Here is a 13,156-nt window from a genome sequence, read left to right on the forward strand (position 1 = left end):
AGTTACAAAAACCTGTAAACGCACAAGTTTTGAAACTACGCGCGCCGCCGAACCGCTGCACCGACCTTCGCGGATCTAGGACTCATTAACCCACGACGGCTACAGCGAGGAGGGCCGACCCGTCGTTAGGGCCTCGCGCAGCGCATGTCCAATGCGGGTCGCCTCAAGCGCGTCAGCGAGCGTCGCGCCGACTTGCGTATCGTTCTCGCCGAGCGTTGCACCGCCTTCCCGTCCTCGCCGTCGCACCGATTCGACGAAAGCCTGCGCTTCCCGCAGGAACGCCTCCTCGAAGCGCTCGAAGAACGTCGGTGTGCACTCGTTCTTGATCCCGTCGGCATCGTAGATATCGACGCGGTTCGCCCGCGGGTAATGCCCGATCGCCAGCGCCCCCGCCGTGCCGATCACCTCGCTGTGCGTATCGTTACCGTGCGCCATCGTCCGCGATGCGTAGAAGACGGCCAACCGCCCGCCCTCGAACTCGACCACCGCCACGCCGTTATCGACATCGCCGCACTCGCGCAGTCCTTCGTGCAGAGCGATCGTCCCCGTTGCATAGACGCGCGTGGCGCGCGCATTGCCGAAGAACCAGCGCGCCACGTCGATGTCATGAACGGTGCAGTCGAGAAAAATGCCGCCCGAAGTCGGCGCGAAACGGACGAAGAAACCTTCCGGATCGTTCTTATCAGTCGTTTGCGAGCGGATCATGAACGGCCGGCCAATCGCGCCGGCGGCCATCTTCTCATAGGCATCGACATAGCTCGGATCGAAGCGGCGCATGAACCCGATCGTCGCCTGCAAATGCGGGTATTCGCGCGCGACGGCGATCACACGTTCGCATTCGGCGACGTCGAGCGAAAGCGGCTTCTCACAAAACACATGCTTGCCCGCACGCAAAGCCGCCACGATCTGCTCCGCATGGAGAGAAGACGGTGTGACGAGCCAGACCGCATCGACGTCGCGATCGGCCAGCAACGCTTCGTAGTCCTCATAAATGCGCGGCTCCGGCAGGGCATCGCGCGCCCACGCGCGCTCCTCGTCGACCGGACTGCACGCCGCCGCGAGCACCGCGCCCGGCACACGGTACGCAATATTCATCGCATGCCGCTTGCCCAGGCGGCCGAGCCCCACCACGCCGATTCGCACGGGCGCGCGCTTGGCTGACGTCGTCATCGTCTCACTCCTCGTCTTGTCTCTCGTCTTCCGGCTAGATGGATCTCAAGCCCCTTCGCCGATTCGCAAGGCGCGTCCTTCGCGCCACGAACGCGTCGCCGCTTCGGCGAGCTCGAGCGCCTTGACGCCGTCGGCGATCGTCGTCCGCACGGGCGTGCCGCGCGTCACCGCCTCGAAGAAATGCGTGATCTCGTGCGCATAGGCCGCGCGATAGCGCTCCAGGAAGAACGGCTCGGGTACATCGGTGGAAACCGCCTTCGCCAAATACGCCGTCACCTCGGTGGGCCGCACGTTCCCGGCCTGCAGCATTCCATCGCTGCCGAGCACCTCGAACCGCTGGTCGTAACCATAGGCGGCGCGGCGCGTCGTATTGATCTGGCAGAGGCGTCCGCGCTTCGTGCGGATCGTGACCGCCGTCGAATCGACATCTCCGGCCTCCGCAATGGACGGATCCGTCAGGCAACTGCCCGTCGCGTGGATGGTCTCGGCTTCGTCGTCGAGAATCCAGCGGAAGATGTCGAAGTCGTGAATCAGCATGTCCTTGAAGATACCGCCCGAGCGCTTGATGTACTCGACCGGCGGCGCGCCCGGATCGCGGCTCGTGACGACGAGCATTTCAGGCGTGCCGATTTCGCCTGCATCGAGCCGGGCCTTCACGGCGGCAAAGGTCGGATCGAAACGGCGCTGAAAGCCGATCATGCAGACCACCCCGGCCCGCTCGACGGCCTGCGCACACGCTTGGGCGCGCGCCACGGTCAGGTCGACGGGCTTTTCGCAGAAAACGTGCTTGCCGACGGCCGCGGAACGCTCGATGAGATCGGCATGCGTATCGGTGCTCGAGCAAATGACGCTCGCACCAACCGCGCGGTCGGCGAGCGCAACCTCGGCCTCGACCGCTTCGGCGCCGTGCTCGCGAGCCAGCGCTTCGGCCGCTTCGCGGTTGACGTCGACGACGTACTTGAGCCGCACGCCGGGCTGCCGCGCGAGATTGCCTGCATGAATGCGGCCGATGCGGCCGGCGCCGAACACCACGACGTCCATCGCGCCGTGTCCCTTCTCAGTCATCGTATCCTCCGGTGTCCTTGGACTCTTCAACCTTGAGTTCGAGCCTGTACGCCAATGCGATAAAGAGCGCCTGGCACAGGCAAATCGTGCTCGTCAGCGCGCGAAACGCGAATGCGCTGCCTTCCTTCACGAACAGTGGCGCGCTTGCGTAGCGCACGAGCGGCGACAGACGGCTGTCCGTGATGACGAGCGTCTGCGCCTGGTGATGATGGGCGAGACGCACGCAGTACTGCGTCTCGCGGCCATAAGGTTCGAAGCTGATGGCGATGACGACGTCGCCCTTTTTCACGCTGCGGATCTGCTCGCGATACATGCCGCCGAAGCCCGAGACGAGATGCACGCGCTTGGCCGTGTGCTGGAGTGCGTAGGCGATGTAGCTCGCCACCGCGAACGAGCGCCGCACGCCGACCACATAGATGTTTTCGGCTTGCTCGAGCATCGTCACGGCTTGGTCGAACAGCTCGTCGTCGAGCGATGAATCGAGTTCGTCGAGGCCGTTCTTGCACGCGACGATGAACTCGCGCGCGACGGCGCGACCTGAAAGGCGTCCCGGCTTGTCGTCAATGAGCTTGCGGATGCGCTGCTTGTAGGTCTGCCCCGATGGACTCTGCCCCGTATACGCCTGCTTGAAGACGGCCTGCAGGTCGGAGAAGCCGGAGAAGCCGAAGCGCTGCGCGAACCGCACGACGGCGGACGGGTGCACGCCGCAACTCGCCGCGATATCGCTCGTGCGGTCCACCATCACGCTCGAGCGATGCTGCTCCAGATACGAGGCGACGCTCTTCAACTGACGCGGCAGCGACTCGTAGGAATCGGCGACACGCTGCATCAGTTCGTCGACGCTCGGCAATTCGTCGGTGCTGTCTTCCTGCATGGCTTCCCTTCCCCGTCTTTCCCTGCCAGTCCGCTCGCGCCTGGGTGCCCGAGCTGATATGCCCCCATCGTTCCCGCCATTGCCTCCGTTCCCGGTCGCGCTCGCCGCGCGATGCGCTTCGGACCGCGCGGCAAGGCGCTCATGCGAGAAGCGATTGATGCCGATTATAGGCAACGGCACGACGAAATGGAATGGATTTTCCATTTCTTTCCGCGATGAAATTTTCTTTGCAATTCACCGGAAGTTCGCCTACTCTTTCCGTGAACGGCTCACCTACCGTTTCACCGTGCCGTTCGAGACAACATAACTTCCAACAGGTGGAGACAAATGAGACTTGGCAACCGCAAGGCCGCGCTGAAGACGCTCGCCGCAACGCTCGTTTCGGGGCTCGCACTCGCATTCGGCCCGTTCACCGCACCGGCCGCGCAAGCTGCCGACGCGCACTTCGTCCTGATCAGCCATGCGCCCGATTCCGATTCGTGGTGGAACACGATCAAGAACGCGATCAAGCAGGCCGACGAGGACTTCAATGTTCAGACCGATTACCGGAACCCGCCGAACGGCGATCTTTCGGATATGTCGCGACTGATTGAGCAAGCCGCCGCGCGCAACTATGACGGCGTGATCGTGACGATCGCCGATTACGACGTGCTGAAAAGTGCGATCAAGAAGGTGACGGACAAGCACATCCCGCTCGTGACGATCAACTCGGGCACCGAGAAGCAGAGCAAGGAACTGGGCGCCATCATGCACATCGGCCAGCCCGAATATGCTGCCGGTCATGCGGCCGGAGAGAAGGCGAAGGCGGCCGGCGTGAAGTCGTTCCTCTGCGTCAACCACTACGCGACGAACCCCGCATCGTTCGAACGTTGCCGCGGCTTTGCGGAGGCACTCGGCGTCGACTTCAAGAGCTCGACCCTCGATGCGGGCACGGACCCGACGGGCATCCAGACGAAGGTCGAAGCCTATCTGCGCAACCACCCGGACACGGGCGGCGTCCTGGCGCTCGGGCCGAATTCGGCGGAGCCGACGATCAAGGCGCTCAAGAACATGGGCAAGGCCGGCAAGCTCTGGTTCGCGACGTTCGACTTCTCGGATGACATCGCGAAGGGGATTCAGGATGGCACGATCCAGTTCGCGATTGATCAGCAGCCGTATCTGCAAGGCTATATCCCCGTCGCCGTGCTCGCGATCGTGAAGAAGGACCACGTGACGGACCCGGCCAAGATCGAAAAGATTCTGCAAGGCAACGAGAAATTCAAGAAGCGCCTTGCGGAGTATGGGCTCCAGCCCGTCTATGACCCGACGACGATCCGCTCGGGCCCCGGCTTCATCACGAAGGACAACATCGACAAAGTCGTCAAATTCGCCGGCCAGTACCGCTGAAGCAGGAAGCAGGCAGCCATGCTTGCCCGCCAGGCGTAGTTTCAACTTTGAACCAGCTTTAGCGCGGCGAGGACCGGGCGGCCGGGGAGCGCCTCTTCCGGTTCGCCGCGCGCTTAGGAGACATTCGATGGGCGTCGTCGACCACTTCCACCACGGCAACGTGAGCAAGCCCGAGCAGTCGAGCCCCCCGGCGGGCAGCGTGCCTGCCGTCCCAACCGCCGCCGACGAGCGCTTGCGCCGCGAATCGTGGTTCAAGCACCTGCTCGGCCGCCCCGAGTTCGCGGCGCTCGCCGGCACGGTCATGGTCTTCATCGTCTTCGCGATCGGCGCGGGCGATTCGGGCATGTTCAACCTCGACGGGATCATGAACTGGTCGCAGGTCGCGGCCTATCTCGGCATCCTCGCCGTCGGCGCGTGCCTGCTCATGATCGCGGGCGAGTTCGATCTATCGATCGGCTCGATGATCGGCTTCGCGGGCATGATGGTCGCGCTGCCGACGATGTATTTTCACTGGCCGATCGAGCTCGCGATCCTCTTCGCGTTCGCCGGATCGATGGCGCTCGGCGCGCTGAACGGCTACCTCGTCATGCGCACGAGACTGCCCTCGTTCATCGTGACGCTCGCGTTCCTTTTCATTCTGCGCGGACTCACGCTCGCCCTCTCGGTGATGTTCGCCGACCGCACGATCATTTCGGGTGTCGGCGACGTGGCCGCGAAGAGCGCCCTCGCCCATGCGCTGTTCCAAGGCGTCGCCTTTCACGGCTTTTTCACGTGGCTCGGCCACATCGGTCTCGTGAAGCTGCTCGACAACGGCCAGCCGCTCGTGCCGGGCGTGCCGAAGGTCATCGTCTGGTGGTTCGCGCTCGCCGCGATCGGCGCCTTCACGCTCGCCAAAACCCGCTTCGGCAACTGGATCTTCGCGGTGGGCGGCGATGCAAATGCCGCGAAGAACGTCGGCGTGCCCGTCAAGAGCGTCAAGATCCGCCTCTTCGTGCTGACTGCATTCTGCTCGTGCCTGTTCGCCGTGCTGCAAGTCTGCGACATCGGCTCGGCCGCCGCGGACCGCGGACTGCAAAAGGAATTCGAGGCGATCATCGCGGCCGTCATCGGCGGCACGCTGCTCACGGGCGGCTATGGCTCCGTCGTTGGTGCGTCCTTCGGCGCGCTCATCTTCGGCGTCGTGCAGATCGGCATCAGCTACACGAACATTGACTCAGACTGGTTCCGCGTCTTCCTCGGCATCATGCTGCTCTTCGCCGTGCTCTTCAATCACTACGTCCGCAGCCGCGTGGCCGCCTCGCGCTGAACGCCGAACGTTGAACGTCGAACGTAACGGAGAACATCATGACCACCACCGTACCGAACACGGAATCCGCGAAAGAGGCGAAGACGTCGGTCGAAGCCGTGCCTGAACAAGCCGACTACATCCTCGCCCTCGAGAGCGTCAGCCGCTATTTCGGCAACGTGATTGCATTGAAAGACGTGACGCTGCGGCTGCGCCGCGGTGAAGTGCATTGCCTGCTCGGGGACAACGGCGCGGGCAAATCGACACTGATCAAGACGCTCGCCGGCGTCCATCAGCCGAGCGAAGGCGCCTACCTCGTCGACGGCGAGCCCGTGCATTTCGCCTCGCCGAAAGACGCGCTCGATCGCGGCATCGCCACGGTTTATCAGGACCTCGCGCTCGTGCCGCTGCTGTCGGTCGCGCGCAACTTCTTCATGGGCCGCGAGCCGCAAAAGAAGCGCTTCGGCCTCGTCAACGTCATGGACATCGAGACGGCCGCGACGACGGCGCGCGACAAGCTTGCCGAAATGGGCATTCACGTGCGCGATGCCAACCAGCCGATCGGCACGATGTCGGGCGGCGAGCGTCAATGCCTCGCGATCGCGCGCGCGATCCATTTCGGCGCGCGCGTGCTGATCCTCGACGAGCCGACGGCCGCGCTCGGCGTCAAGCAAAGCTTCAATGTGCTGAAGCTGATTCATAAGGCGCGCGAGCGCGGCATCTCGGTCATCTTCATCACGCACAACGTCCATCACGCCTACCCGATCGGCGACTCGTTCACGCTGCTCAATCGCGGACGCTCGATGGGCACGTTCACGAAGGAAACGATCAGCAAGGACGCCGTGCTCGACATGATGGCCGGCGGCGCCGAGATGCAAAAGATGATCGCCGAGCTCGACGGCGCCACGATTTGACGCTTCGGCGCGATAAAAGCATACCGCTTACTCAGGACTTTCCATGGCTGCTTCCCACGACTCCCCTGCCGGTGCGACCCCCAACGCGAGCCGCTTCGCGCCCAACCGGACGCGCGACATCATCTGCCTCGGGCGGCTCGCTGTCGATCTCTACGCACAGCAGATCGGCGCGCGTCTCGAAGACGTCTCGAGCTTCGCGAAGTACCTGGGCGGCTCCTCGGCGAACATCGCGTTCGGCTGCGCGCGCCTGGGGCTCGCCTCGGCGATGCTCGCGCGCGTCGGCAACGATCACATGGGCCGCTTCCTCACCGAAACGCTCACGCAAGAAGGCTGCGACGTGAGCCATACGCGCATCGATCCCGACCGCCTGACCGCCCTCGTCCTGCTCGGCATCAAGGACCGCGATACATTTCCGCTCATCTTCTATCGCGAGAATTGCGCCGATATGGCGATCGACGAAAGCGACTTCGATGAAGCGTTCATCGCCTCGAGCAAGGCACTCTTGATCACAGGCACGCACTTCTCCACCGAGCGCGTGAACCGCGCAAGCCGCCGGGCACTGGAGTACGCGCGCCGCAATCAGGTGCGCACGGTGCTCGACATCGACTATCGCCCCGTGCTCTGGGGCCTGACCGGAAAGGCCGACGGCGAAACCCGCTTCGTCGCGAGCGAAAGCGTGACCGCTCACCTGCAGGGGATCTTGCCGCTCTTCGATCTCGTGATCGGCACCGAGGAAGAGTTCCGCATCGCGGGCGGCAAGCACGAACTCATCGATGCGCTGACGATGGTGCGCGCGGTGACGAGCGCAACGCTCGTCGTCAAGCGCGGGCCGCTCGGGTGCACGATCATCGACGGCAGGGTGCCCGCCTCGATCGACGACGCGCCGACCCATCGCGGCGTCGAAGTCGAAGTGCTCAACGTGCTCGGCGCCGGCGATGCGTTCGCGTCCGGGTTTCTGTCCGAGTGGCTGCGCGACGCGCCGCTCGAGCGTTGCGCGCATACCGCCAACATTTGCGGCGCGCTCGTCGTCTCGCGGCATGGCTGCGCGCCGGCCATGCCGACACCGGCCGAGCTCGATTACTTCCGCGCGGCGGCCGAGCGCGATCCGCTCAAGATGCGCAGGCCCGATCGCGATGCAACGCTCGCGCGCCTGCATCGCGTGAGCGTGAAGCGCCGCGCTTGGGACGAAGTGCTCGGGTTCGCATTCGATCATCGCAATCAGTTCTTCGAGCTCGCGCAACAAACGGGCGCGAGCGAAGACCGGATTCCGCGGCTGAAGCAACTCTTCGTCGAAGCCGTCGGCGAAACGGAACGCTCGCTCGGTCTCGAAGGCCGTATCGGCGTCCTCATCGACGATCGCTACGGCCAGGACGCGCTCAATGCCGCCACGGGCCGCGGATGGTGGATCGGCAGACCCGTCGAGTTGCCGGGCTCGATGCCGCTCGTCTTCGATCACGGCCGTTCGATCGGCACGACGCTTGCCAGCTGGCCGCGCGATCATGTCGTCAAGTGCCTCGTTCACTATCACCCCGATCACCCGCTCGAGGAACGGCTCGAGCAGGAAGCGCAGCTGCGCGCGCTTTACGACGCCGTCCAGGCAAGCGGCCACGAGCTTCTGCTCGAGGTCATCCCGCCGAAGCGGCCCTCGTTGCCCGATGCGCCGGACACCGTCTATCGCGCGCTGAAGCGGCTCTATAACCTCGGTATCCAGCCCGAATGGTGGAAGCTCGCGCCGATGGAGTCTCAGCAGTGGAAAGCGATCGATGCGCTGATCGCGGAACGCGATCCGTATTGCCGCGGTGTCGTGCTGCTTGGGCTGTCCGCCGCTGTCGATCAGTTGAGCGAGGGCTTCCGTGCAGCGGCCGCATCGACGACCTGCAGGGGCTTCACCGTCGGCCGTACGATTTTTCATGAGCCGAGCCGCGCGTGGCTTGCCGGCGAGATCGACGACAAAGAGGTCGTCGCCAGCGTGCGCGGCACGTTCGAAACGCTGATAGGCGCATGGCGCGCGGCGCGCGCAGGCACGCCGCCGCACTCTGCCAGCGTCCGCAAGGAGGCAGCATGAACGGTCCAGCCATCTCCGTGAGCGAGGGCACGACAAGCGTGGCGGCCGCGGCGGCGGGCACCACGGTCCGCCTGACGGCGGCGCAGGCGCTCGTCCGCTATCTCGCCGCGCAGCGCGTCGCGCTCGGCGACTGCAGCGGCGCCTCCGAGACGGTCCCCCTCTTCGGCGGCGTGTTCGCGATCTTCGGCCATGGCAACGTTGCCGGCCTCGGCGAGGCGCTCTATCAACATCGAGAAGTGCTGCCGACGCTGCGCGCGCACAACGAGCAGGCGATGGCGCACGCCGCGATCGCGTACGCAAAGGCGCATTTCAGGCGGCGCATGATGGCCGTGACGACTTCGATCGGCCCCGGCGCAACCAATCTCGTGACGGCCGCGGCGCTCGCGCACGTGAACCGCCTGCCGGTCCTGCTGCTGCCGGGCGACATCTTCGTCTCGCGCGCGCCGGACCCGGTCCTGCAGCAAGTCGAGGACTTTCAGGACGGCGGCATTTCGGCGAACGATACGCTGAAGCCTGTCTCGCGCTATTTCGATCGTATCGTTCACCCGGCGCAACTCTTGACAGCGCTGCCGCGCGCGCTGCGCGTGCTGACCGATGCCGCGCTGTGCGGCCCTGTCACGCTCGCCATGCCGCAAGACGTCCAGGCCATGGCGTTCGACTATCCCGTCGAGTTCTTCGAAACACGCGTCGCCCATTTCGCGGCTCCCGCGCCGAGCCCCGTCGAGCTCGATGTCGCCGTCGAGCGGCTCGCGCGCGCCTCGCGCCCCATGATCGTCGCGGGCGGCGGCGTGCTTTACAGCGAAGGCGCCACGCGAGCGCTGCGCGAGTTCGCCGAGCGCCACGGTGTGCCGGTCGGCGAAACGCAGGCCGGCAAGGGCGCGCTCCCGTGGGATCATCCGCTCAACGTCGGTGCGGTCGGCGTGACGGGCTCGAGCGCGGCGAACGCGCTCGCGCATGAAGCCGATTGCGTGCTCGCGATCGGTACGCGGTTGCAGGATTTCACGACGGGCTCGAATACGCTGTTTGCGCACGCCGATGTCGTTTGCGTCAACGCGAACCTGTTCGACGGCATCAAGCATCGCGCGCTTCCCGTCGTGGCTGACGCGTGCGCCGCGCTCGATGCGCTGAGCGCCTGTCTTGCCGATTGGACCGCGAGCGATGCGTGGGCCGAGCGGGCGCGCACCCTCGCGATCGATTGGCGCGAGACGGTGCGACGCCGCACCCATGCGGAGCCGCAACCGGGCAACCTGCCTTATGACGCCGACGTGATCGGCGCAATCCAGCGCTCGGCGGCACGCTCGCCCGAGAACGACATCGTCGTCTGCGCGGCGGGCACGCTCCCCGCCGAGCTCCATAAGCTGTGGCGCGCGGGCCGCCCCGGGGCCTACCACGTCGAATACGGCTACTCGTGCATGGGCTACGAGATCGCGGGCGGCCTGGGCGCCAAGCTCGCCCGGCCCGAGCGCGAGGTCGTCGTAGTCGTCGGCGACGGCAGCTATCTGATGATGAATAGCGAGATCGCCACATCGGTCATGCTCGGCGCGAAGCTGATCATTGTCGTGCTCGACAACCGCGGCTACGGCTGCATCAACCGGCTGCAGCAGGCTTGCGGCGGCGCGCCGTTCAACAACCTGCTCGACGATTGTCTGCAAGGCCCGCTCGGCGCGCCCCATATCGACTTCGCCGCGCACGCGCGCTCGCTCGGGGCCCATGCCGAGCACGTCGCGAACGTCACCGAGCTCGAGGCCGCGCTTCATCGTGCACGCTCATCGGACCGGACGAGCGTGCTCGTCATCGATACCGATCCCGCCCGCACGACCGAGGACGGCGGCTGGTGGTGGGAAGTCGCCGTTCCTGCCGTATCGACGCGCGAACAGGTGCGCGATGCCCGTGCGACATACGAAACGAAGGTGGCGGAGCGCAAGCGAGGCTGACGAAAGGCAGCAAGCCGCCGCCATGACACCCTACGCAACATCACGTCATTGATTAAAGGATTGAGCATGACCGCCTTCGAAGTCCGCATCGGCATCAACCCGCTGTCGTGGATGAACGACGATCTGCCGTCGCTCGGCGGCGAAACGCCGCTCGAGGTCGCTTTGACCGAGGGGCGCCGGATCGGCTATGCCGGTTTCGAGCTCGGCAACAAGTTCCCGCGCGAACCGCAGGCGCTCAAGACGCTGCTCGCCCAGTACGATCTCGCGCTCGTCTCTGGCTGGTACTCGGGCCGGCTCGCCGAGCGCAGCGCCGAGGAAGAAATCGAAGCCGTGGGCCCGCATCTCGAGTTGCTCGCGAAAAACGGAGCGACCGTCATGGTCTACGGCGAAGTTTCGGGCACGATCCAGGGCTCGCCGGTACCGCTTTTTCAGCGCCCCAGGTTCGTCAACGAGGCGCAATGGGAAAGGTACGCGGAGCGCGTCGACAAGTTCGCGCGTTACACGCTCTCGCAGGGCGTGCGCGTCGCCTATCATCACCACATGGGCGCCTATGTCGAAACGCCGGCCGACGTCGATCAACTGATGCGGCGCACGAGCGAAGCCGTGGGCCTGCTGCTCGACACCGGCCATATCACGTTCGCGGGCGGCGATCCGCTGGCGACGCTCGATGCCCATGCCTCGCGCATCTGCCACGTGCATTGCAAGGACGTGCGCCCGGCCGTCGTCAAGCTCGCGCGCAATCGCGACTGGAGTTTTCTCGAGGCCGTGATCAACGGCGCGTTCACGGTGCCCGGCGACGGGGCGGTCGATTTCGCCGCCGTCATCGACAGGCTGAAGCAGATCGGCTATCGCGGCTGGCTCGTGGTCGAAGCCGAACAGGACCCGGTCATTGCCGCAAGCTACGAGTATGCGGAAAAGGGCTACAGGACCCTGCGCACGCTCGTCGATGCACCGCTTGCACAGCGAGAAGCCATCAAGGAGGACGCATGACTCTGCTAGTCAAAGCCCAACGCGAGGGCATGACCATCGCGCGCGTGACGCCCGAATCGGCGGGATGGCGGTACGTCGGGTTCGCCGCGTATCGGCTCGGCCGCGACGAGCTGCTGTACGTGCATGAAGCCGCGCGCGAAACCTGCATCGTCGTGCTGACGGGTGCGGTCGCGATCGAAGCCGACGGCCAGCGTTTCTCGAGCCTGGGCGCGCGCGACAGCGTATTCGAGGATGCGGCGCCTTATGCGCTCTACCTGCCACCGAACGTGCGCGCCACGGTGCGCGCGGAACGCGACGCCGAGCTCGGCGTGGCCAGCGCGCCGGCGGAAGGCCGCTACGGTATGCGTCTCATCGAGCCGTCGCAGATAAAGCGCTCGGTGCGCGGCAAGAGCCTCAATACGCGCTACGTCTGCGACATCCTGCCTCAGACCGAGCCGGCGGAATCGCTGCTCGTCGTCGAGGTGCGCACGCCGGGCGGCCACTCGTCGAGCTATCCGCCGCATAAGCACGATGCCGACAACATTCCGCTCGAGAGCGCGCTGGAAGAGACGTATTACCATCGGCTCGATCCGTCGCAAGGATTCGCCTTCCAGCGCGTTTATACAGATTTGCGCGACATTGACGAATCGATGGCGGTCGAGAATCACGATGTCGTGATGGTGCCGCGCGGCTATCATCCGGTCGTCGTGCCGTATGGGTACGACTCTTACTATCTCAACGTCATGGCCGGCCCGCAGCGCGTCTGGCATTTCAAGAACGATCCCGCGCATGATTGGATCATGCAGCGGGATGCGCGTTAGGCGAATTAAAAAGCGAGATTACGCGGCGACTCGCTCACACGGGCATCGACGAACTCGACGTCCATCGACCAGGGCGTCTGGTTCGTCGCCGCGTATTGAAACGCGGGACGCTTGACCACGTGCTCGTCGCTGACACCGAGCAAGCCTGTTTCCGCGTGCTGTCCGATCGACATCTGATAGGCGCCCGCGGGGCCATAATGGTACCGGCGGCCGTCCGCGAAGATGACGCCCATCATATGCTCATCGCCATTCTCCTGCGGCCCCCATTGGACGCTCACCGTCGCCGATTGCTCGGGGGCCAAACGCTGCGCGCCTTTCGCTCGCCGTCCGTCGACCATCAATTCCTGATCGTCCCAGTTCGGATCGCCCGCGATGAAGACGTCTCGGGTCGAATGGTTGGTGACATGCAAGGTGGGATCGCTCATTGCGTTTCTCCTTTGAAGGTTGAGGGGCGATACACGGCCTTGAGGCCTGTCGTCGCATCCACGCTGCCGCCTCACGCAGCGGAACGATCCTAGGCCGCCCGACAGTCTCGCCGCCATCATCGCGACGAGATTCGGACTATCGGAAGGCGCAAAGTTCGCGCGGTCGCATCGCGGTTGCCGTTATCCCCTACACGCTCAGACGCAGGCGTGATCCGCTGGCCGCATATCATTTTGCCGAAAAAACCTTT

Annotated in this window: 11 protein-coding genes; 7 read left to right on the forward strand and 4 right to left on the reverse strand. The window is 64.9% G+C overall.

Features of this window, described 5'->3' with window-relative positions:
- Positions 1-99: 99 nt before the first annotated feature.
- From AB4Y31_RS17895 to AB4Y31_RS17905, 3 genes are read right to left on the reverse strand one after another with little or no spacing between them, the layout of a single operon-like run.
- Positions 100-1,170, reverse strand: a complete 1,071-nt coding sequence (locus tag AB4Y31_RS17895; protein WP_368675050.1) for a Gfo/Idh/MocA family oxidoreductase — start codon at positions 1,168-1,170, stop codon at positions 100-102.
- Between the two features lie 45 nt (positions 1,171-1,215).
- Entirely contained in the window at positions 1,216-2,235 is a 1,020-nt protein-coding gene (gene iolG, locus AB4Y31_RS17900; protein WP_368675051.1) for an inositol 2-dehydrogenase, read from the reverse strand.
- A complete protein-coding gene (locus tag AB4Y31_RS17905) occupies positions 2,228-3,109 on the reverse strand; it encodes a MurR/RpiR family transcriptional regulator (protein WP_368675052.1) in 882 nt (293 codons plus the stop codon). Before AB4Y31_RS17905 ends, iolG begins: the two co-directional genes overlap by 8 nt.
- A 327-nt stretch (positions 3,110-3,436) precedes the next feature.
- On the opposite strand from AB4Y31_RS17905, the gene AB4Y31_RS17910 reads away from it, so the two are divergent.
- From AB4Y31_RS17910 to iolB, 7 genes are all read left to right on the forward strand, one after another.
- Entirely contained in the window at positions 3,437-4,495 is a 1,059-nt protein-coding gene (locus tag AB4Y31_RS17910; RefSeq protein ID WP_368675053.1) for a sugar ABC transporter substrate-binding protein, read from the forward strand.
- Positions 4,496-4,622: 127 nt separating this feature from the next.
- Positions 4,623-5,801 (forward strand): ABC transporter permease, encoded by a 1,179-nt coding sequence (locus AB4Y31_RS17915; protein WP_018438953.1) that lies wholly within the window; start codon positions 4,623-4,625, stop codon positions 5,799-5,801.
- A gap of 38 nt (positions 5,802-5,839) precedes the next feature.
- Positions 5,840-6,694, forward strand: coding sequence for an ATP-binding cassette domain-containing protein (locus tag AB4Y31_RS17920; protein WP_368675054.1), 855 nt, complete (start codon positions 5,840-5,842; stop codon positions 6,692-6,694).
- Positions 6,695-6,737: 43 nt separating this feature from the next.
- A complete protein-coding gene (iolC, locus tag AB4Y31_RS17925; protein WP_368675055.1) occupies positions 6,738-8,759 on the forward strand; it encodes a 5-dehydro-2-deoxygluconokinase in 2,022 nt (673 codons plus the stop codon).
- Positions 8,756-10,693 carry a 3D-(3,5/4)-trihydroxycyclohexane-1,2-dione acylhydrolase (decyclizing) gene (gene iolD / locus AB4Y31_RS17930; protein ID WP_368675056.1) on the forward strand — a complete coding sequence of 646 codons (1,938 nt, stop codon included), beginning with the start codon at positions 8,756-8,758 and terminating at the stop codon, positions 10,691-10,693. Before iolC ends, iolD begins: the two co-directional genes overlap by 4 nt.
- 66 nt (positions 10,694-10,759) lie before the next feature.
- On the forward strand, positions 10,760-11,683 hold the full coding sequence (iolE, locus tag AB4Y31_RS17935) for a myo-inosose-2 dehydratase (protein ID WP_368675057.1): 924 nt from the start codon (positions 10,760-10,762) through the stop codon (positions 11,681-11,683).
- On the forward strand, positions 11,680-12,483 hold the full coding sequence (gene iolB / locus AB4Y31_RS17940) for a 5-deoxy-glucuronate isomerase (RefSeq protein WP_368675058.1): 804 nt from the start codon (positions 11,680-11,682) through the stop codon (positions 12,481-12,483). Before iolE ends, iolB begins: the two co-directional genes overlap by 4 nt.
- Before the next feature lie 5 nt (positions 12,484-12,488).
- Here iolB and AB4Y31_RS17945 read toward each other — a convergent pair whose 3' ends face one another.
- Positions 12,489-12,908 (reverse strand): hypothetical protein, encoded by a 420-nt coding sequence (locus tag AB4Y31_RS17945; RefSeq protein ID WP_368675059.1) that lies wholly within the window; start codon positions 12,906-12,908, stop codon positions 12,489-12,491.
- Between the last annotated feature and the right edge of the window lie 248 nt (positions 12,909-13,156).

This window comes from Trinickia sp. EG282A (genome assembly GCF_040965455.1).
In the GTDB taxonomy this organism is placed as follows: domain Bacteria; phylum Pseudomonadota; class Gammaproteobacteria; order Burkholderiales; family Burkholderiaceae; genus Trinickia; species Trinickia symbiotica.

Excerpts from the sequence above, each read along its gene's own strand:
- AB4Y31_RS17895 (WP_368675050.1), bottom strand. The coding sequence starts at position 1,170 with ATGACGACGTCAGCCAAGCGCGCGCCCGTGCGAATCGGCGTGGTGGGG.
- iolG (WP_368675051.1), bottom strand. The coding sequence starts at position 2,235 with ATGACTGAGAAGGGACACGGCGCGATGGACGTCGTGGTGTTCGGCGCC.
- AB4Y31_RS17905 (WP_368675052.1), bottom strand. The coding sequence starts at position 3,109 with ATGCAGGAAGACAGCACCGACGAATTGCCGAGCGTCGACGAACTGATG.
- AB4Y31_RS17910 (WP_368675053.1), top strand. The coding sequence starts at position 3,437 with ATGAGACTTGGCAACCGCAAGGCCGCGCTGAAGACGCTCGCCGCAACG.
- AB4Y31_RS17915 (WP_018438953.1), top strand. The coding sequence starts at position 4,623 with ATGGGCGTCGTCGACCACTTCCACCACGGCAACGTGAGCAAGCCCGAG.
- AB4Y31_RS17920 (WP_368675054.1), top strand. The coding sequence starts at position 5,840 with ATGACCACCACCGTACCGAACACGGAATCCGCGAAAGAGGCGAAGACG.
- iolC (WP_368675055.1), top strand. The coding sequence starts at position 6,738 with ATGGCTGCTTCCCACGACTCCCCTGCCGGTGCGACCCCCAACGCGAGC.
- iolD (WP_368675056.1), top strand. The coding sequence starts at position 8,756 with ATGAACGGTCCAGCCATCTCCGTGAGCGAGGGCACGACAAGCGTGGCG.
- iolE (WP_368675057.1), top strand. The coding sequence starts at position 10,760 with ATGACCGCCTTCGAAGTCCGCATCGGCATCAACCCGCTGTCGTGGATG.
- iolB (WP_368675058.1), top strand. The coding sequence starts at position 11,680 with ATGACTCTGCTAGTCAAAGCCCAACGCGAGGGCATGACCATCGCGCGC.
- AB4Y31_RS17945 (WP_368675059.1), bottom strand. The coding sequence starts at position 12,908 with ATGAGCGATCCCACCTTGCATGTCACCAACCATTCGACCCGAGACGTC.